Origin of the sequence: Pseudoalteromonas sp. NSLLW24 (assembly GCF_015864725.1) — a bacterium.
GTDB classification, from domain to species: domain Bacteria; phylum Pseudomonadota; class Gammaproteobacteria; order Enterobacterales; family Alteromonadaceae; genus Pseudoalteromonas; species Pseudoalteromonas arctica.
In genome coordinates, this window is record NZ_JADYWQ010000020.1 from 1 (window position 1) to 18,293 (window position 18,293).

17 protein-coding genes and 2 tRNA genes are annotated in these 18,293 nt (G+C 39.5%); 9 read left to right on the top strand and 10 right to left on the bottom strand.

All coding sequences use genetic code 11. From position 1 onward, the window contains the following. Positions 1-4 precede the first annotated feature (4 nt). From I6E72_RS17110 to murB, 5 genes are all read right to left on the bottom strand, one after another. A tRNA-Tyr gene (locus I6E72_RS17110) sits at positions 5-89 on the bottom strand. A gap of 40 nt (positions 90-129) precedes the next feature. Beyond that, a tRNA-Thr gene (locus I6E72_RS17115) sits at positions 130-205 on the bottom strand. Between the two features lie 126 nt (positions 206-331). Continuing rightward, the gene (locus I6E72_RS17120; RefSeq protein ID WP_197113337.1) at positions 332-1,042 is read right to left on the bottom strand and encodes a type III pantothenate kinase; all 711 of its coding nucleotides are present in this window, start codon (positions 1,040-1,042) and stop codon (positions 332-334) included. Beyond that, the gene (birA, locus tag I6E72_RS17125; protein WP_165723034.1) at positions 1,039-2,031 is read right to left on the bottom strand and encodes a bifunctional biotin--[acetyl-CoA-carboxylase] ligase/biotin operon repressor BirA; all 993 of its coding nucleotides are present in this window, start codon (positions 2,029-2,031) and stop codon (positions 1,039-1,041) included. Before birA ends, I6E72_RS17120 begins: the two co-directional genes overlap by 4 nt. Continuing rightward, positions 2,028-3,038: a UDP-N-acetylmuramate dehydrogenase gene (gene murB / locus I6E72_RS17130; protein WP_121955042.1), complete on the bottom strand. Its 1,011-nt coding sequence runs from the start codon at positions 3,036-3,038 to the stop codon at positions 2,028-2,030. Before murB ends, birA begins: the two co-directional genes overlap by 4 nt. A gap of 143 nt (positions 3,039-3,181) precedes the next feature. On the opposite strand from murB, the gene I6E72_RS17135 reads away from it, so the two are divergent. After that, on the top strand, positions 3,182-5,023 hold the full coding sequence (locus I6E72_RS17135) for a M1 family metallopeptidase (RefSeq protein WP_165723035.1): 1,842 nt from the start codon (positions 3,182-3,184) through the stop codon (positions 5,021-5,023). Between the two features lie 59 nt (positions 5,024-5,082). Here the strand turns inward: I6E72_RS17135 and I6E72_RS17140 are convergent, their stop codons facing one another. Continuing rightward, positions 5,083-5,682 carry a DUF2057 domain-containing protein gene (locus I6E72_RS17140; protein ID WP_024589455.1) on the bottom strand — a complete coding sequence of 200 codons (600 nt, stop codon included), beginning with the start codon at positions 5,680-5,682 and terminating at the stop codon, positions 5,083-5,085. A 92-nt stretch (positions 5,683-5,774) separates the two neighbouring features. On the opposite strand from I6E72_RS17140, the gene I6E72_RS17145 reads away from it, so the two are divergent. The 3 genes from I6E72_RS17145 to I6E72_RS17155 all read left to right on the top strand — a co-directional run bounded on the left by I6E72_RS17145 (position 5,775) and on the right by I6E72_RS17155 (position 9,344). Beyond that, positions 5,775-6,143: a histidine triad nucleotide-binding protein gene (locus I6E72_RS17145; protein ID WP_007579887.1), complete on the top strand. Its 369-nt coding sequence runs from the start codon at positions 5,775-5,777 to the stop codon at positions 6,141-6,143. 220 nt (positions 6,144-6,363) lie between these two features. Further along, positions 6,364-7,020 carry a helix-turn-helix transcriptional regulator gene (locus tag I6E72_RS17150; protein ID WP_004334929.1) on the top strand — a complete coding sequence of 219 codons (657 nt, stop codon included), beginning with the start codon at positions 6,364-6,366 and terminating at the stop codon, positions 7,018-7,020. Between the two features lie 167 nt (positions 7,021-7,187). Next, positions 7,188-9,344 (top strand): response regulator, encoded by a 2,157-nt coding sequence (locus tag I6E72_RS17155; RefSeq protein ID WP_024589456.1) that lies wholly within the window; start codon positions 7,188-7,190, stop codon positions 9,342-9,344. Positions 9,345-9,373: 29 nt separating this feature from the next. Here I6E72_RS17155 and I6E72_RS17160 read toward each other — a convergent pair whose 3' ends face one another. The 3 genes from I6E72_RS17160 to I6E72_RS17170 all read right to left on the bottom strand — a co-directional run bounded on the left by I6E72_RS17160 (position 9,374) and on the right by I6E72_RS17170 (position 12,768). Beyond that, a complete protein-coding gene (locus I6E72_RS17160; RefSeq protein ID WP_197113339.1) occupies positions 9,374-10,789 on the bottom strand; it encodes a mannose-1-phosphate guanylyltransferase/mannose-6-phosphate isomerase in 1,416 nt (471 codons plus the stop codon). 75 nt (positions 10,790-10,864) lie between these two features. Continuing rightward, positions 10,865-11,638: an amidohydrolase gene (locus tag I6E72_RS17165; RefSeq protein WP_197113341.1), complete on the bottom strand. Its 774-nt coding sequence runs from the start codon at positions 11,636-11,638 to the stop codon at positions 10,865-10,867. Next, positions 11,626-12,768 carry a methionine aminotransferase gene (locus I6E72_RS17170; protein ID WP_197113343.1) on the bottom strand — a complete coding sequence of 381 codons (1,143 nt, stop codon included), beginning with the start codon at positions 12,766-12,768 and terminating at the stop codon, positions 11,626-11,628. Before I6E72_RS17170 ends, I6E72_RS17165 begins: the two co-directional genes overlap by 13 nt. A 108-nt stretch (positions 12,769-12,876) precedes the next feature. Between I6E72_RS17170 and I6E72_RS17175 the strand changes: the two genes are divergently transcribed. From I6E72_RS17175 to I6E72_RS17190, 4 genes are all read left to right on the top strand, one after another. Then, complete coding sequence (locus I6E72_RS17175; RefSeq protein WP_197103490.1) at positions 12,877-13,506, top strand: methylthioribulose 1-phosphate dehydratase; 630 nt, start codon at positions 12,877-12,879, stop codon at positions 13,504-13,506. Then, positions 13,503-14,189 (top strand): acireductone synthase, encoded by a 687-nt coding sequence (gene mtnC, locus I6E72_RS17180; protein ID WP_197103488.1) that lies wholly within the window; start codon positions 13,503-13,505, stop codon positions 14,187-14,189. Before I6E72_RS17175 ends, mtnC begins: the two co-directional genes overlap by 4 nt. Further along, complete coding sequence (locus tag I6E72_RS17185; RefSeq protein WP_197113345.1) at positions 14,186-14,728, top strand: 1,2-dihydroxy-3-keto-5-methylthiopentene dioxygenase; 543 nt, start codon at positions 14,186-14,188, stop codon at positions 14,726-14,728. The genes mtnC and I6E72_RS17185 overlap by 4 nt, the downstream gene beginning before the upstream one ends. A 129-nt stretch (positions 14,729-14,857) precedes the next feature. Next, a complete protein-coding gene (locus tag I6E72_RS17190) occupies positions 14,858-15,922 on the top strand; it encodes a RelA/SpoT domain-containing protein (protein ID WP_007579871.1) in 1,065 nt (354 codons plus the stop codon). On the opposite strand, the gene mtnA is transcribed toward I6E72_RS17190, so the two are convergent. Continuing rightward, on the bottom strand, positions 15,911-16,939 hold the full coding sequence (gene mtnA, locus I6E72_RS17195) for an S-methyl-5-thioribose-1-phosphate isomerase (protein WP_197113347.1): 1,029 nt from the start codon (positions 16,937-16,939) through the stop codon (positions 15,911-15,913). The genes I6E72_RS17190 and mtnA overlap by 12 nt on opposite strands. A gap of 129 nt (positions 16,940-17,068) precedes the next feature. Here mtnA and mtnK point away from each other — a divergent pair, with 129 nt between their 5' ends. Then, the gene (mtnK, locus tag I6E72_RS17200) at positions 17,069-18,286 is read left to right on the top strand and encodes an S-methyl-5-thioribose kinase (RefSeq protein WP_197113349.1); all 1,218 of its coding nucleotides are present in this window, start codon (positions 17,069-17,071) and stop codon (positions 18,284-18,286) included. Positions 18,287-18,293: the final 7 nt, after the last annotated feature.

The window sequence follows — 18,293 nt, forward strand, 5'->3', positions numbered from 1 at the left end:
AAAGTGGTGGAGGGAGCTGGATTCGAACCAGCGAAGGCTGAGCCGTCAGATTTACAGTCTGATCCCTTTGGCCGCTCGGGAACCCCTCCACGATAATTCTCTACTAATTCACTTCCGGTAAAAGGAAAGTGGTGCCGACTAACCGAGTCGAACGGTTGACCTACTGATTACAAGTCAGTTGCTCTACCAGCTGAGCTAAGTCGGCACTGCTTTAGTACGGGGCGAGATATTAGAGTAAGGTTTATTGGGATGCAACAATAAAATTAAAAAAAGTGTAAATTTTTAGTTTAAATGCTCAATATTCACGCGAAAACGCGTTTTTTGCACTTTTTTATACTGTTTCGGTTAATTCGTACCAATAATTCAATCCCTTCATTACGAGCAATGAATCAAAAATACTTCCTGCAAATTGCTGCTGCAATAGTGAGCCATAGCCACCAGCAAAAATAATTTGTGTTGCTTGTTCTGTTTTTTGAGCCGTTAAATTCAGCTTAGCTTGCTCAATTGCCCCGATGGTTGCCACTAAGGCACCGTTTTTTAAACCATTTGGCGTGTTTTTACCCAATTCATTAGTAAACGGTGTTTTACCGTCATCAAAAACACGTTGGGTGTTTTGTGTAAGCGATGAGGTCATTAAATCAAGCCCGGGTAAAATCCAGCCACCTAAATGTAGGCCTTCACTATTGAGCACATCAATTGTTGTCGCAGTACCCGCATCAACAACAATACATACTGTGTTTGGATATAACGTAAAGCCTGCAATAAGCGCAAGCCACCTGTCTATGCCTAAGTTACCCACATGCTCGTAAGCGCATACAAGATCTCCAAGCGTTTTGGTTACCTTGGCCTCAAAGCTAGTAATATTATTACTAGCCGCTTGCACGAGAATATCATTTAGTAAATCACTGCGCCCTACGCACGCATAAATCACTTCGGTTATTTGTAACCAAGGTAGGTTATTTATATCTGCTGGTTGTGCTTGCTCGTTATGCCACAGCACAGCTTTTAGTGATGTATTTCCTACGTCGATCAGTAATCTCATACTTGCGCCTTTCTGAGGGAGACTTCACCACCGTAATAACTTTTTACTTCACCATCTTGGCGAATTCGTATTCCACCTTGTGGGTCAATACCTTCGCATATTCCACGCCAGCTTCGGTGCCCTGTATTTAGCTCAACATAATCGCCAGCAAACGCATTAAGCGAATTCCATTGCTCATACATATCTTGTAAGCCAGTTTGACGATACTGCACTAAACGCTGCTCTAAATGATAAGTAAGTGACGCCACCAGCTGGTTTTTATCAAGCTTTTGAGTATGTTGATTTAAGTCGGTCCACGCTTGGTCTATATGTTGGCTAAAACTCTCAGGCATTTGTAAATTAATACCTATACCAATCACTAACTGACAAGGTCCTTGCGGTTGCCCATCTAATTCAACCAATACACCTGCAAGTTTTTGTTTATTTATATAAATATCGTTAGGCCATTTAAGCTCTACGTCAATTTGGTATAACGCTTTAATTGCATCATAAACAGCAAGGCCTACCGCAATTGATACACCCATTGCAGCTTGAAGCCCGTCATCTAAGCGCCAAAAGTAACTGTAATACAGATTAGCGCCAAATGGGGATTGCCAAACACGGCCGCGTCGGCCGCGCCCTGCTTGCTGCATTTCAGCAACAATAACAGCACCAGACTCAAGCGCTGTTTTAGCCTGTATACGGCGCATAAGCTCGCTGTTGGTCGAATCAATAATAGGGTGTACTTCTACATCGGCAGTATTAGCACCTAGCGCTTTGTAGTGCTGATCAATTTGTGTTTTATTTAAAAGGCCCACCTGACTATTCAAACAGTAGCCTTTGCCAGTCACTTTAAAAATATCCAAGCCCATTTCTTGTAACGTTTTGATATGTTTACTCACCGCAGCTCGGCTAATTCCTAGCTTTTCACCCAAGCCTTGGCCAGATACAAAGCCCCCTTGGTTAAGTGCATTTAAAATAGCGAGTTTGTTTCCATCAGGTGCTTTCATTGCTCAGGCTCCGCGTTAATATGGCATTCGCTGCGCGCATCTATTAAACGTACCTCGTGTTCTAGCATAATGTTGTAACGTGTATAAACCACTTGCTGAATGTGTTTAATCATATTTATTAGGTCACCACCTTCACTATTTCCGTGATTCACAAGTACTAATGCTTGTTGTTGATGCACTTCTATACCGGCCTCGCGGTGCCCTTTTAAACCACTTTGATCGATTAGCCAACCTGCCGCGACCTTGTGATGACTTTGCCCATATTCGTAATGAGGTAAATCTGCAAATTGCTTTAATAGTTCAGCTAACTGCTGGTTGGTTATTATTGGGTTTTTAAAAAAGCTACCCGCATTGGCAAGTGTATATGGGTTAGGTAATTTGCTATTGCGCGTTTTTATAACCTGATCGAATACTGCTTGCGGGGTAATGCTTGAGAGCTGTTGCAGGGGGCCATAACTTAATACTGGTTGCCATTTTTTTGGGAGCGCTAAATGCACTTGCGTGATCACCGCTTTATTTTTGAGAGCATTTTTAAATATTGAGTCTCTGTAAGCAAATTCACATTGCTCGTTATTTAGTGAATGCATAGTTTTAGTGGTTATATCAAAGTACTCTACCAACTCAACAAATTTAGCTATCTCAACGCCATAAGCACCAATATTTTGTACCGGTGATGCGCCAACAGTGCCCGGTATAAGTGCTAGATTTTCAAGCCCGGGTATATTTTTCTCTAATAAATAACTGACTAGTTGATGCCAGTTTTCGCCTGCAGCAATACTTATTAGTGTGTCGCTCTCACGCTCGGTGATTTTAATACCTTTTAAGGCTATTTTTATAACCGTACCCATGTAGTCATTTAAAAATACGGTATTACTGCCCTCGCCTAGCAAACAAAACGGTGCACTAAAACTTTGCGTTTTAAGTTGCTCAAGCTGAGTAATTTCAACAAAATTTTGGCATTGGCTGTTTAATGCGAATGTATGTAAGGAGTGTAATGAATGCGCCACAAAGCTCTCTAAAAATACCGGTAACTAATCGCAATAGTTTACCTCATCGTCGCAAATGTGGCACTAGATTGTAAAAATCACTCAACCCACCGTGTCAATCGTGATATAAAACCAGCACTTTTTTATTTGTGTTCAGAGTAATGATGAAAATTAAACCTCTTTTTTTAAGCCTCGCTATGGCGGGTATGTGTTCGCAAGCAATGGCTAATGCGATTGACCAAAACTCGTATGCTAACCTTGATGATGTTGTTACTACTCACTTAAACCTTGATTTAGATGTCGACTTTGCCGACAAGCAGTTAGAAGGTTTTGTGGAGCATACTCTTCAGTGGAACAACAGCAAAAGTAGAACTCTCGTACTTGATACCCGCGACTTAGACATTGATAAAGTAATGTACAAAGATCAAAGTGGTAACTGGAAAAAGGCGACTTTTGATTTAGCTAAGCGAGATGACGTTAAAGGTTCAAAGCTTACTATTGTGTTTAAAAACCAAGCTGAAGTAGTTCGTATTTACTACAACAGTCGTCCAGAAGCATCTGGCCTGCAATGGTTAACACCAGAGCAAACGGCAAGTAAAACGCATCCATTTATGTACAGCCAATCGCAAGCAATTCATGCACGTAGTTGGATCCCAGTGCAAGATACACCCGCAATGCGTGTAACTTACTCTGCACGAATTCATACACCAAAAGATATACGTGCTGTAATGAGTGCCGACAACAAAGATGCACTTTATAAAGATGGCGACTACATTTTTGATATGCCACAAGCAATTTCACCTTACCTAATTGCTATTGGCGCAGGTAACTTAGAATTTAAAGCAATGTCGCACCAAACGGGCATATTTGCTGAGCCTACAATTTTAGATGCCTCAGTTGCTGAATTTGACGACACCCAAGCCATGATCGACAAAACAAACGCTATGTACGGCGAATATGCATGGGGTCGCTACGACTTATTAATGCTACCGCCAAGTTTTCCGTTTGGTGGCATGGAAAATCCACGCTTGTCATTTATTACTCCAACGGTTGTTGCCGGTGATAAAAGCTTAGTTAACCTTATTGCCCATGAGCTTGCTCATTCTTGGTCAGGTAACTTAGTAACTAACGCAACGTGGGAAGATTTATGGTTAAACGAAGGTTTTACCTCGTACGTTGAAAACCGCATTATGGAAGAAGTATTTGGTCGTGACCGTGCGGTTATGGAACAAGCACTTGATTCAGCGTCTTTACGCGCACAAATTAAAACAATTGATGCACCAGATACACGCCTTAATTTAAAACTTAATGGCCGCGACCCAGACGATGCGTTTAGCTCAGTGCCTTACACTAAAGGTCAGTTATTTTTAATCTATCTAGAAAACAAGTATGGCCGCGATAAGTTTGACCCGTTCGTAAAAGCGTACTTTAAAGAGTTTTCGTTTAAATCACTTACTACCGCGCAATTTGTTACTTACTTAAAAGCTAATTTAATTGAGAAGTACCCTGGTGTTGTAAGTATGGATAAAGTAAACGAATGGATTTTTGAGCCTGGCTTACCAAGTGATGCGCCAAACCCTACTTCTGATGCATTTGATAAAGTAGATACTGCAACAGCAGCATGGTTGAAAGGCGACACAACAGCAGCTCAACTACCAACGGCTGATTGGTCTGTACATGAGTGGCTACACTTTTTAAATAACTTACCACGCGATTTAAGCATAGAGAAAATGAGCGAGCTTGATAGTGAATTTAACCTAACGCAATCAACTAACGCTGAACGTGCGTTTGCTTGGTTTATGCTAGCAGTAGGTAATGGTTATCAACCAATTTATCCTGCGCTTAATAAGCACTTATCAGGTATTGGCCGTCGTAAGTTAATTGTGCCGTTATATAAATCACTTATCACTAACGGTAAAAAAGACTGGGCACAAAGCGTGTACTTAAAAGCACGCCCTGGGTATCACCCTCTTGCGCAAGGTACTATTGACGCATTATTTGAATAAATAGTGTTAACTAGAAACTAAAAAGGGCCAAATTTGGCCCTTTTTGTTTTTCTGTTATTTTACTTTGTTACTTTTTCTAAAAAAGCTTTACGCTCTGTAGTTGTGGCTTGTTGCCACCAAAAATCAAGCATTTGCGGCGCACTTGGCATGCCTTTACCTGTAATTGGTGCTATCGGCTTTATTGGCTGACTAGGACGTGAGGGTCCTGCAGGCATTGTATTTTGCATTACCGGTTTATTGCTTGCTAGCTGCGTGTTAGAAATAACACTTAAAGGCTTAGCAACAGCGCTACTTTTTGCTTTTAAACTAACTTGTGGTGCTTCTGCAAATACTTTTGCAGATACTGAATTTTCAGCACGATTAAAAACTAAGGTATAATCTTTACCTGCTTCAACAGTTACACTTACCCAAAATGGTTCCGACTCCACAACTTCATGCGTGTCATAATCATCTTCATATAAATCGGTGTACTTTAGCCTAAGCTGATAAGTTCCGGGGGCAAGCTCTACATCATCAATACGACTAAACAAAGAGCTTTCTAGCATTTTATCGCCCACTTGCAGTGGTACAAATTCTTCTGGAAAGTGAATATTCTCAGCATTAGCCGAAAAACTAAGTAGTAATGCAACTGCACTACTTATTAAAATTGGTTTAAGCATATTAACTCCTTTATTTGATTTCAGTTTGACACTGCTTTGAAAGTTTGTCATTAGTGAGCTTAAAATTCACAACACTTAATTAGGAACACACTATGAGCCAAGAAACTATTTTTACCAAAATCATTAATCGTGAAATTCCAGCAGATATTATTTACGAAGATGAAAACACTCTCGCATTTAAAGATATAAACCCACAAGCGCCATTTCATGTGTTAATTATCCCAAAAAAAGCAATTGCTACTATAAATGATATAAATCCTGAAAACTCACATTTAGTAGGCAACTTATACGTAGTTGCAGCTAAATTAGCTAAGCAACATAATTTTGCTGAAGACGGATACCGCGTAGTTATGAACTGTAACGAACATGGTGGGCAAACTGTTTATCACATACATTTACACATGCTTGGCGGTAAAGAAATGGGCTGGCCACCTTATCAAAATGTAAAAAAAGTAAAATAATTAAAAGTTTTTATTAAATTGTTCCACTCAATTAATTAGTTACAAATGTTATGATTTTTCATAGTTATAAAGAATAAATAGTTACTTATTTGCAACATTTTGTGTTTAAATAATCGTAATATCGTATTTGTTATTGAGTACATCAGCGATTTTCTAATACAAAAGGTGTGGAAGTCGTGGTAAACTTAGTCAGTCAGCTTTATAAAAGAGTATAAAAAACATGAGCAGTTCAGCCTTTTTGTTATTAGATCAAGAGCCAATTAACACTATTGGTATTAACGTTTTAGAACCTTTGTTAAAAACGCAAGGCCTTGACGTAACCACAGGTACTAATATTTTAGACATACCTGAAGGGACTCGACTTTTGTTTATTGAAACATCAAGCAAGGATGCATGGGGAAAACTAAAAGAACAACTAGTAAACCTACGTATTAAATGCGATATCATATTATTTAATTTAGACGAAAACCCTGAACTTGCTAATCGTGCATTGTTAAGCGGTATTCGTGGCGTATTTTACACAACAGATAACGCCGATGTATTAATGAAAGGTATTCGCTTACTACTTGAAGATCAACTTTGGTACCGTCGCGATATTATGTGTAATGCATTAAATCGTATGCTGCAATTTAATAAAGATGCGCTGCATAAACTAACCGAAGGTGATATTGAGCCTGTTAAACTTACTAAGCGAGAAAAAGCAATAATCTCACTAATGAGTAAAGGTTCGAAAAATAAAGAGATCGCAGAAGATTTAAGTATTAGTCCACATACTGTTAAAACACATTTATACAGTGCATTTAGAAAAACTAAATGTCGTAACCGTATTGAACTTCTATCGTGGGCACAACAAAATATCCCTGATGAAATTCGTTAATCAAATATTTAGTTTAAATTTAAAAGCAGACACTTAGGTGTCTGTTTTTGTATGCGCTATATACTTCTCTAATAACAATTAGCTTAATTAAGTAATCTGTTTTGAGGATTGGTATAAGTGTATACTTTTGATAACTTTAGTTTAATAGCTACTTTGCTGGAATATTAATGCTCGACTCCTTCACTCTTTATTTTGCCAGCATCGCCATCATGGTCGTAATGACCTTACTTAACTTTTTGACATGGCGAACAAACAAACAAATATCGGGCACGCTGCTATACATTTTTTATCCCATATTGCTATTAGGCTCTGTTATTGGCTTTACTCTTGTTGGTGATACACATAATTTAGTAATTATTAGCGCTGCCAGTAGCATGATGTTTGCCGCATCAATAGTGCACTGCCTTTCACTTAGTCAGTTTTTAAATTATCGCGGTATTGGTTTTAAATTACTCTGCTCAGTGACCGCTTTTTGCACTGTAATGCTTGGCTATTACACCTTTTTTGACCCATCTTTACACGAAAGAGTGATTGCATCCGATATACAACACATAGCAGAAGCCGGTTTTTTACTGTTTATATTTATTAAGTGTGCACGCAAACCCTATCCTAATGGCAGTATTGTATACATAACCATTTTAACGCTTGTTGCTTTAAGCTTTATTGGCCGCTCGTTATTTATGGATAACATTGAACAAAAAAATCTTTTAGTAAACGGCTGGTTTAGCTCTTTGCTATTTTTAAATGGCGTAATTGCACCCATGTTTTATGCTGCAGGTATGGCGTTATTATGTAATGAGCGCAGAGAGCAGCACCTCAATAAATTAGCCGATAAAGCACAAAAAGATTTAGAAATACGCGGGCTCTTTTTATCAACTATAAGCCACGAAATTCGCACCCCGCTAAACGGTATTTTAGGCAGCGCCCAACTTGTTATGAACCAAACAAGTGATACCCGCAATAAAGCCTATTGCGAAGCGATTATAAATTCTGCCGAATCACTTAACTTATTGGTAGATAAGGTCCTTGATTACGCGAGCCTAGATCAAAGTGACGAAGCGCTTTACGAAGAAGATGTAGAGTTTAAAACATGGCTTAATAATTTATGCTTATTACTCAGTCCTCTCGCCGAGCAAAAGCAACTCAAGTTTGAACTAATATGTAATATTCCTGAGCAAGCCTGTTATTACTGCGACCAGCAAAAACTTAGGCAAATAATTATTAATTTAGTGGGTAATGCCATTAAGTTTACAGACCACGGAACCGTTAAAATTCAGGTTGATTTAGTATTAGAAAAACAACTTGAGCACACTATAAAAATTAGTGTCAAAGATTCAGGGCCAGGTATAGAAAATGATGAGATAGCCTACTTAACAGAACCTTATGTACAAAGTAGTGCAGGAAAAGAAAAAGGCGGAACCGGCCTTGGTTTAGCTATTACCAGTCGCCTGCTTGAAAAGCTCAGTAGCCGACTCGAAATAGCCAGCCAGCTTGGTACTGGTAGTGTATTTAGCTTTACCGTTACTTTTACTTTAGGTGAATTAAGCCTTGTAGAGCAGCGCCATCAAACTAAAGATTACTTAACAGGTCTTGATGTACTACTGGTTGAAGATTTAGATTTAAATCAAAAAATTGCTATAGAATTTATGGCCGACGATGAGCACAAAATTAAGCTCGCAAAAGATGGGAAAAGCGCCATAGAGCTCATGCAAGCTCACCACTTCGATGTTGTTTTGCTTGATATGAACCTACCTGATTTAACAGGCCAAGAAGTACTTAAACGTCTAAAACGCATTGATCATAAAAATCAACGAACTCCAGTACTCGCATTTACTGCAAGCCTTAGCCCTGACGAAGTAAAAGAATATTTAGAATTAGGAATAAAAGACATTGTAGGCAAGCCTATTAAGCACGAAAAGCTTCGCCAAGCACTTAGCGACTCTCAATCTAATCAAACTGCGAGTATTGCAGTAGAGCTTATTGATACGTTGTATGACAAAACAGCGGCCGAAACACTCACCAGCTCGTTTAGTGAAGATGAAGTATCGTCGATTTATAATGAGTTTGTGCTTTCGGCGCGTAACAAGCTAATTCGCTGTCAAAAGCTTATTGATCAACAACCAGAGCAATGCATTAAGCTTTTACATCGCCAAGCAAGTACCGCTCTGCAACTTGGTTTTAATCGCTATGGTATTGAGCTTAAAAAAATAGAGCGCCGTTTACTCGATAAAAAGCCACATAACGACATGCTTGATGAAGCGCTAGATCTGTGGCAACGCAGCTTAGAGCAATATTTAAAGTTTGTGCGTGGGCAGTTAGAGTAATAGTGAATTAGCTTTAAAATAGCTAATTATTAGCCTCTTCCATATTTATCATCAAATCGCTCTATATCGCTTTCATCAAGTACAGCACCGGTTTGCACTTCAATGACAATTAACGGCTCTTTTTGATTATTAGCCAAGCTATGAATTTGTTTTGCGGCGATATAACACGATTGGTCGTGCGTTAGCGAATACGCTTGCTCATCAATACACACATCTGCAATACCCGAAACCACAACCCAATGTTCAGCACGATGCTGATGGCGCTGCGTCGAAAGCTTAGCACCGCTGTTAACAGTAATTTTCTTAACTTTAAAGCCAATGCCTTCAACCAAAGTACGGTAATTCCCCCACGGGCGAAAAACCACTTGATGATGATTAAGTTTATCAGCCTGTGTTGTAGCAATTTTCTTAAGCAACAAAGGCAGAGAATCTAGCTCATTTTGGTTTGCAATTAACGTGGCATCATGAGTATGAATAATTGCTAAATTGCTTACTCCAAGCATGGCAATAGTGTGTTCAGCCTCGTTAATAACTAAGTTATTAGTGCTTTTTTGAGCCATATAATTAGCATTTAAACTATTACCGTTTTCATCTTTTTTTGTAAGCGCATCAAGGGATGAAAAACTACCTACATCACTCCATTTTAAATCAACAGGCATAACAACTACGTTATTACTGCGCTCTAAAATGGCGTAATCAATTGAATCGCTTGGGCAGTGTTCAAGCGCACTGTTGCTTGGGCGGGTAAACCCTAAATCTTTAGTAAATTGTGCTGCTGCAGCGACACTCGTTGCTATTTTTGGCGCAAACCGCTCGAGCTCTTTTAAATAGGTCGCTGGGGTAAATAAAAACATCCCGCTATTCCAGCTATAACTACCTTGAGCTAAATAACGGTTCGCTGTATCTAAGTCAGGCTTTTCTTTAAATTGAGCAATATCGTAACAACCCGTTCCAGCAATAGCCGCGCCTTGTTTTATATAACCATAACCAGTATGCGGCTCTGTAGGAGTAATAGAAAATGTAACTAGCTTTCCTTGCTCAGCAAGTTTTACAGCTTCAGGGAGCTTAGCCGTTAATACATCAAAGTTTTCAATATGATGATCGGCAGGCATCACTAATAGCGGACCGGTAATCCCATTTTGCAGTGCATAGTGGGCGGCTAATGCGATGGCAGGCGCGGTATTTTTACCTTTGGGTTCGAGTAATAATGCAGTAGGAATTGAGCTTTCAGCTTGCTCGGCGGCAATAAATCTGTGCTGTTCGTTACACACTAAAATAGCATTATCAAACAACTCATTAGAAACACGCGCCAATGTACTTTGCAGCAATGACGTGTTTTCATTTAGTAGTGGTAAAAATTGTTTAGGCATTGCTTGGCGAGAAAGCGGCCACAAGCGAGAGCCTATGCCACCAGCTAAAATTACAGGAGTGATTAAAGTGTTCATGATGTATATTAGCCGCCAACAAAAATATCAGCGACTATTTTAACACTTTATTGGCTCTGCGCTAAATTAACGTGTTTATACTAATGTAAAAGGGTCTGCATCTAAATAGGCAGGAAACGCTGCTTTAAACTCATCCAGTGGCGATTTTTCAAGCGTGATAGTAACTAGTTGCTCTGCGTCATCTTGCGCTTTAGTTAACGCATCGCCTTTGAAGTCGTATACTGCGGTACCGCCATTGTGCGCCACACCATTACCGTCGTCACCCACACGATTAACGCCTACTACGTAACACAGGTTTTCCATTGCACGCGCCATAAGTAACGTATCCCAAATATGGCGGCGCACAGCAGGCCAATTTGCTACGTTTATCATTACATCGTAGTCGTTATTATTACGTTGAAATACCGGAAAGCGCAGGTCGTAACATACTTGCGGTAATAGTTTAAAACCATTGATTTCAAAAACTTTGCGCGCTTGCCCTGCTACAACGTAATCGCCCTCGCTGCCTAAGCGAAATAAATGGCGTTTATCGTAATAACTCACCTCTCCATCGGGCTTTACCCAATAAAACCGATTCGCTTTTTTATCACCTTGTGCAACAAGTACCGAACCTGCAATAACCGCATTATGTTTATGAGCCTGCGCCTTTAACCACGTCAGTACTTTACCGTTTTCTGGCTCTGCACAATCTACATTAATAGCAAAGCCAGTCGAGAATGTTTCGGGCAGCAAAATAAGATCGGGCCGATGCGTAATTGCCTCAAGCTGCTTATTAAACATGGCTAAATTAGCATCTTTATCAAGCCAATAAAGCGAGCTTTGCAATGCTGTAATGGTTAAAGTTGACATAATATTTGCGCAGCCTCTATGAGAGTGTTGTCGTTTTTAGCAAAGCATAAACGAATTACTTTGTCGGTTGGTGGATTTTGATAAAAAACACTTAACGGAATAGCCGCAACACCGGCTTGCTCAACTAACCAGTGGCAAAAATCAACATCGTTTAAATCCGATACATCGCTGTAATCTAACAATAAAAAGTAAGTGCCCTGGCTAGGTAAAATTTTAAAACGGCTGTTACTTAAATGACTCGCTAATAAGTCGCGTTTTTGCTGATAAAACCCACTTAGCTCATCTATATGCTCGCCTTGCTGCTCGAGCATATCGGCAAGCGCATGCTGTGCGGGGGTAAAACTTGAAAACGTAACGTACTGATGAATTTTTCTAAATTCGACAGCTAAATCTGCAGGTGCAATACAGTAACCCATTTTCCAGCCCGTGCTGTGAAACGTTTTACCAAAACTCGATACAACAAAGCTTTTGGCAAATAATTCATCATCGCGTAATACGCTTAAATGCGGTTGTTCATCAAACGTAATGTGCTCATATACCTCATCGCTTATTACATACAAATTGTGAGTACTAACTAACTCTTTAAGCGCTTTTATATCTTGTGGCTGTAATATTTTACCGCTTGGGTTATGAGGCGTATTAATAATAATTGCACGGGTATTTTTAGTAATTGCTTGGCTTACTACTTGCCAATCAATAGTGTAATTTGGCGCACTTAAAGCAATGTGTACCGACTTTCCACCAGCGAGTTCAATTGCCGGTTGGTAAGAGTCATATGCAGGGTCAAATACAATCACTTCATCACTGGGGCGCACAATTGTTTGAATAGCCACAAACAATGCCTCTGTTGCACCTGAGGTAACAGTAACTTGATCAGCTGCGTTTATATCAGCTGCATATTTGCGCTTTGCTAAATCAGCAATTTGTTGCTGTAATCGTGGTACACCACTTGAAGGTGAATATTGATTAACGCCCTGCTGCACATAATAATTTAACTGCGTTTTTAAAAGATCAGGAGCATCAAACTCAGGAAAGCCTTGAGAGAGATTAATTGCCGAAAACTCATTAGCCAACCCGCTCATTTGGCTAAATATACTAACGCCTAAATTTGGTAATTTACTTTCAAACACGTGATGCCCTTAATGATGGTTTTGCGCTTAAAGCGATGCTATCATTGCTTAAAACAGAAGTATAGCCGTCTAAAAACAATTAACTTTACGCTCATTAGTGAGGAATGTATGCAAAACAATACCGCTATTTCACAACTTATTGAAGCCGGAAAATGGGTTAGCCAAAAAGGCTGGGTACCCGCAACAGGTGGAAACTTTTCAGCTCGTACTAGCACTGGCTTTGTTGTTACAGCAAGTGGGCACGATAAAGGCTCACTGACGCAAGCGCATTTTTTGCAATTAGATCACCAAGGCGAGCGCCTAGCAGGAGCTGTAAAGCCATCGGCAGAAACACAATTACACCTAAGTTTGTATCAGCTTATACCTGATGCACAGTTTGTTTTGCATACTCATTCTGTAGCCGCCACCGTACTGTCGCAAATTACCCAAAGGCATCAGCTTGATTTAACAGGCTATGAAATGCAAAAAGCACTGAGCGGCTTTACTTCGCATTTAGAAACGCTGAGCATTCCTATTTTCGATAACGATCAAGATATTGACCGATTAAGCCTGCTGGTCAGTGACCATCATTTACATACACCTATAGAACATGGCGTACTTATACGTGGTCATGGCTTATATGCTGTAGGGCGCAATATTGATGAAGTTCGCCGCCACCTAGAAGCCTTAGAGTTTTTATTTAGTTGCGAACTAGAGCGCCTAAAAATAATAGGTATTCAAGCGGGAGTAACTAGATGATTAAAGCTATTTTAACCGACATCGAAGGCACAATAACCCGCATCTCGTTTGTTAAAGAGGTGTTGTTTCCTTACGCGGCAAAACAGTTACCTACCTTTGTACGTGCCAATGCTAATAAGCCAGATGTAGCCGAGCAAATTAGTGCCGTAAAAGCCTTTATCGAAAAGCCAAACGCCGATATAGAAGAAGTCATTAGCACTTTACTTACCTGGATTGATGAAGATAAAAAAATCACTCCACTTAAGCAGTTACAAGGCTTAATTTGGCAAACAGGGTATGAACACGGCGATTTTAAAGGTCATTTATACCCAGATGCATTTGATTTTTTACAAGCTCAACACAACAACGATATTACTTTATATGTGTACTCATCAGGGTCGGTAAAAGCGCAGCAGCTACTTTTTAAATACAGTGATTATGGTGACATTCGCAGCTTATTTACTGACTTTTTTGACACCAAAGTTGGCGCAAAACAAGAGCAAACAGCCTATAACACTATTGTTGATCTGTTATCGTTTAAAGCAGCAGAAATACTCTTTTTAAGTGATGTAGCCGGCGAGCTTGATGCCGCGCAGGCTGCGGGCTTAAAAACACTACATTTAATTCGTGATGGGCAAGCAAGCACTAAAGCACACCCTTATATTAATGACTTTAGCCAATTTAAATTGGAGCAATTAGTATGAGCCAATTAACAATATATGCCGACAACGATGCAAACAAAGCACTTGTAAGCACATCAAATGCTGATGATATTGCACAGCAACTAGCTAAAGTAAACGTACGTTTTGAACAGTGGCAAGCAAATGCAGATATTAATGAGCACACCACCCATGAGCAAATTATTAGTGCGTACAAAAACGATATAGATCGGTTAAAAACTGAAAATGGCTATCAAACAGTAGACGTTATATCTCTAGCTAAAGGTAATCTTGGCGCATCAGAGCTGCGCAAAAAGTTTTTATTTGAACATACTCATAGTGAAGACGAAGTACGTTTTTTTGTAAAAGGCCAAGGGTTATTTTGCCTACATTTAGGCAATAAGGTTTATCAGGTACTTTGCCAACAAGGCGATTTAATTTCAGTGCCTGAACTTACCCCACATTGGTTTGATATGGGAAGCGACCCTGAGTTTACTGCCATTCGCTTATTTAACAATACAGAGGGCTGGGTAGCAAAAAGCACTGACTCGTCTATTGCAGAGCAATTTCCCTTGCTCGATTAATAAAGCTCAGTGCACGCATGCCTAAACTATATTTTCTATAAGCGTATTTATGCTATTTGCAGGATGACTTCAATCACTTAACTCTGTAATATTATTTTAGCAATGCAGCTGATAAAGAGTAACTTTCTAATGGTGAACGAACAATATCAAAAGTCTAAACAACAACTAGCCTACTCACGTAAGCAAGTTGAAAAGGCTGGTCGTATTTTTCGTAAAAATGAAGGTGATTTTGACTTTGCAATAGAGGTTGTACAAAACTATCGTGCAGCACATTTATATCCGCTGACTATTATTAAAAACCTCGTATGGAAACATGTAAAAAAGCTTCATTTGCTAGAGTCGGCGACTATAGTTAGACGCTTAAAGCGCTTGCCAACTATTATAGATAAGTTACAAAGAGCCTCGTTAGATGGTAAAAGTGAAAACGCAATAAATCTGAAGCGAATGCACGATATAGGTGGCTGCCGAGTAATCTTAGATAATCTAGAGCATCTATATCAACTCAACGCCAGTTTAGACTCGAGTAGAGCAGTTCATAGCGTTAAATCATATGATTATATTGAAAACCCAAAAGCGACAGGCTATAGAGGTATTCATCGTGTTTATAAAAGTTATAACAATTTAGAATCTCACGATTATAAAGGCTTTCAAATTGAAGTTCAGTTGCGCACTAGGCTTCAGCACCTTTGGGCTACTACTGTTGAAATTGTAGATATTATTGAAAAAGAAACACTAAAAACTAATCCCCAAGCAGCCGACACAGATTGGAAGCGATTATTTTTTATCATGGGTGAGTTTCTTGCAGTCAAAGATGGTTCAAATCAATTAAGTTCACAACAATCGCAGGCCTTTGTTGATGAGCTTTCGGCACTAAATAAAAAGCTAGCCGCATTTCATAAGCTTGATGCATTTAATCGCGCATTCCAAGTTGACGAAATTAAAAATAAATCGAAAGATACAGGCTTTGCTTTACTCGTTCACAACACAGAAACACAAATGGGTCGAGTCTTTTTATATGCAGAGAATAAAAAGCAAGAAGCTCTAACACATTACGCCGAACAAGAAAAACAAACTCACAATAACGTGCTTCTGGTAGCAGGGAGCGACTTGAAATCAATAGAAAAAGCCTACCCCAACTACCTAAATAGTACCTCTGAGTTTCTTTCAGAATTCAGTCGCATATTATTGAGTTAGCTCTTTAAGTTTACCCATTAATACTTGTTGCTGGTCATACACACCCGTGTCTAACACCCACCCTGTAACCAGCTTTGCCGGCGTTATATCAAATGCAGGGTTATACACATTAGCATTAGTGGGCGCCCATAAAGCCTCACCAAAGCTACCGCTAACTCCGCGCACTTCTTGAGGATTACGTTGCTCTATTTCTATATCATCACCACAAGCGGTGTTGGTATCAAGCGTGGTAATAGGCGCAACTACATAAAATGGAATGTTATGAAAATACGCAAGTACGGCTAAATTATAGGTGCCCACTTTATTGGCAAAATCACCATTGGCAGCAATACGATCAGCCCCTACCACTATTTTATCCACCTTACCTGCAGCCATTAAACTCGCCGCCATATTATCGCAAATTAGAGTGTAAGGTATTTTCCAGCGCTCAAGCTCAAAGGCAGTTAAGCGACCGCCTTGTAATAATGGTCGTGTTTCATCAACCCACACATGTATGTTGCTATGCTTTTGCTGCGCTTTGTAAATAACACCTAGTGCAGTACCAATACCAGCGGTTGCAAGCGCCCCTGTATTACAATGAGTTAATACATTGTCGCCACTATTTATAAGTTCGGCGCCACGGTTTGCCATTCGCTCACACAGCTCAATATCTTCAATAAACAACCGCTCGGCTGTGGTAACAATACTGGCAACATAATCGCTTTGCGTTAAAGCTTTACGCAATGCCGCCATACAATGCATTAAATTAACCGCCGTTGGGCGAGTGGCTTCTAGCTCATTGATTGCTTTTTCAAGCTCACCTTTAACTACCCCTTGCTCAGCTAAATACGCCACTAACAAGCTCGCGCTTAAACCAATAAGTGGAGCTCCACGTACTTTTAAACTAATGATCAGCTCTTTCATGGTTTCTACATCATGGCATTGATGCCATACCTGCTGGTGAGGTAGTAAATATTGGTCGAGCACACTAAGCGACCCGTTTTCGTATTTTACACTGCTTGCGATTAAATTTTGCATAATGCTTAAGGTATTAAAAATGCGTAACGTTATTTTACACCACTTTGAATAACTCTCAAGTTGGACTTGTAGACATCTAAACATTTAAAGGTATAGAATGCTTAAAAGCTGATTTTTGAGATTTAAACCATGACTAACTATGTTGCTTTTAATGCACAGCGCGCTATCGATTATGTATCGACATTAATTGAATCTAAACAATGTAATTTTTTTGCTCCCGGACAAGCCTTATCGGCATATGAGTTTGGTGATGGCAATCTTAATTTAGTATTTAGAATTACTGATGAGCAAAACAATAGTGTTATTTTAAAGCAAGCTCTGCCTTATGCGCGTTGCGTGGGTGAGTCGTGGCCATTAACGCTTGATAGAGCTCGTATAGAAGCACAAGTTTTGCTTAATCACGGGGCTATTTGCCCAACTTATACTGCTAGGGTTTTACATTATAGTGAAATGCAAGCACTGACTATTTTAGAAGATTTAGGTAATTTACAAATACTGCGAACTGCACAAAATAATGCTGAGCAATTTCCTAAATTGGCGCAGCACGTAGCGACCTACTTAAGCCATACTGGTTTTTATAATTCAGATTATTATTTAACCGCACAAACTAAAAAAGCACTCGTTAGCCAATTCACTAATCCTGAGCTTTGCCAAATCACTGAAGACTTATTTTTTAGCGATCCGTACATTGAGCACGAACGCAATAACTACCCAAAGCAACTACAAAGCGAAGTTGATGCAATACACAAAAACAGCGCATTAAAGTTAGAAATAGCAAAATTAAAAGCTAATTTTTTATCTAACCCGCAAACATTACTCCATGGTGATATGCATAGCGGCAGTATTTTTGTTGATTGTAATAATACAAAGATGATCGATCCTGAGTTTGGTTTTTTTGGTCCTGCTGGGTTCGATATTGGCTCTTTTATTGGCAATTTACTTTTAAATTACTGCGCACAATACGGGCATATTGAAGATTTTGTGGCTCGTCGTAATTACCAAACCCACTTATTAAGCACCCTTGTTGAATGCTATACCTTATTTGAACAGCATTGGCTTACGCTTATAAATGAGCACACTACTGATAATGCGCTAAAGGTTACAGGCTACGGTGAATACTTTATAAAAGGGGTGCTACAAGACGCCATTGGTTACTGTGGTGCTGAGTTAATTAGGCGCACCATAGGGCTTGCACATGTAACCGATATAGATAGTATTGGTGATGATAAGGCGCGTCTTATAGTGCAAAAACAAACATTAGCACTAGGCGAGCAACTTATTTTGAATGCCCACATGTGCAACAACAAAGAAGCATTTTTTAGTTTATTAATAAGCCAATTAAACTAAAAAACAC

Bases quoted from the DNA above. Each gene is read 5' to 3' on its own strand.
- I6E72_RS17120 (WP_197113337.1), bottom strand. From the start codon at position 1,042: ATGAGATTACTGATCGACGTAGGAAATACATCACTAAAAGCTGTGCTG.
- birA (WP_165723034.1), bottom strand. From the start codon at position 2,031: ATGAAAGCACCTGATGGAAACAAACTCGCTATTTTAAATGCACTTAAC.
- I6E72_RS17135 (WP_165723035.1), top strand. From the start codon at position 3,182: ATGAAAATTAAACCTCTTTTTTTAAGCCTCGCTATGGCGGGTATGTGT.
- I6E72_RS17140 (WP_024589455.1), bottom strand. From the start codon at position 5,682: ATGCTTAAACCAATTTTAATAAGTAGTGCAGTTGCATTACTACTTAGT.
- I6E72_RS17145 (WP_007579887.1), top strand. From the start codon at position 5,775: ATGAGCCAAGAAACTATTTTTACCAAAATCATTAATCGTGAAATTCCA.
- I6E72_RS17150 (WP_004334929.1), top strand. From the start codon at position 6,364: ATGAGCAGTTCAGCCTTTTTGTTATTAGATCAAGAGCCAATTAACACT.
- I6E72_RS17155 (WP_024589456.1), top strand. From the start codon at position 7,188: ATGCTCGACTCCTTCACTCTTTATTTTGCCAGCATCGCCATCATGGTC.
- I6E72_RS17160 (WP_197113339.1), bottom strand. From the start codon at position 10,789: ATGAACACTTTAATCACTCCTGTAATTTTAGCTGGTGGCATAGGCTCT.
- I6E72_RS17165 (WP_197113341.1), bottom strand. From the start codon at position 11,638: ATGTCAACTTTAACCATTACAGCATTGCAAAGCTCGCTTTATTGGCTT.
- I6E72_RS17175 (WP_197103490.1), top strand. From the start codon at position 12,877: ATGCAAAACAATACCGCTATTTCACAACTTATTGAAGCCGGAAAATGG.
- mtnC (WP_197103488.1), top strand. From the start codon at position 13,503: ATGATTAAAGCTATTTTAACCGACATCGAAGGCACAATAACCCGCATC.
- I6E72_RS17185 (WP_197113345.1), top strand. From the start codon at position 14,186: ATGAGCCAATTAACAATATATGCCGACAACGATGCAAACAAAGCACTT.
- I6E72_RS17190 (WP_007579871.1), top strand. From the start codon at position 14,858: ATGGTGAACGAACAATATCAAAAGTCTAAACAACAACTAGCCTACTCA.
- mtnA (WP_197113347.1), bottom strand. From the start codon at position 16,939: ATGCAAAATTTAATCGCAAGCAGTGTAAAATACGAAAACGGGTCGCTT.
- mtnK (WP_197113349.1), top strand. From the start codon at position 17,069: ATGACTAACTATGTTGCTTTTAATGCACAGCGCGCTATCGATTATGTA.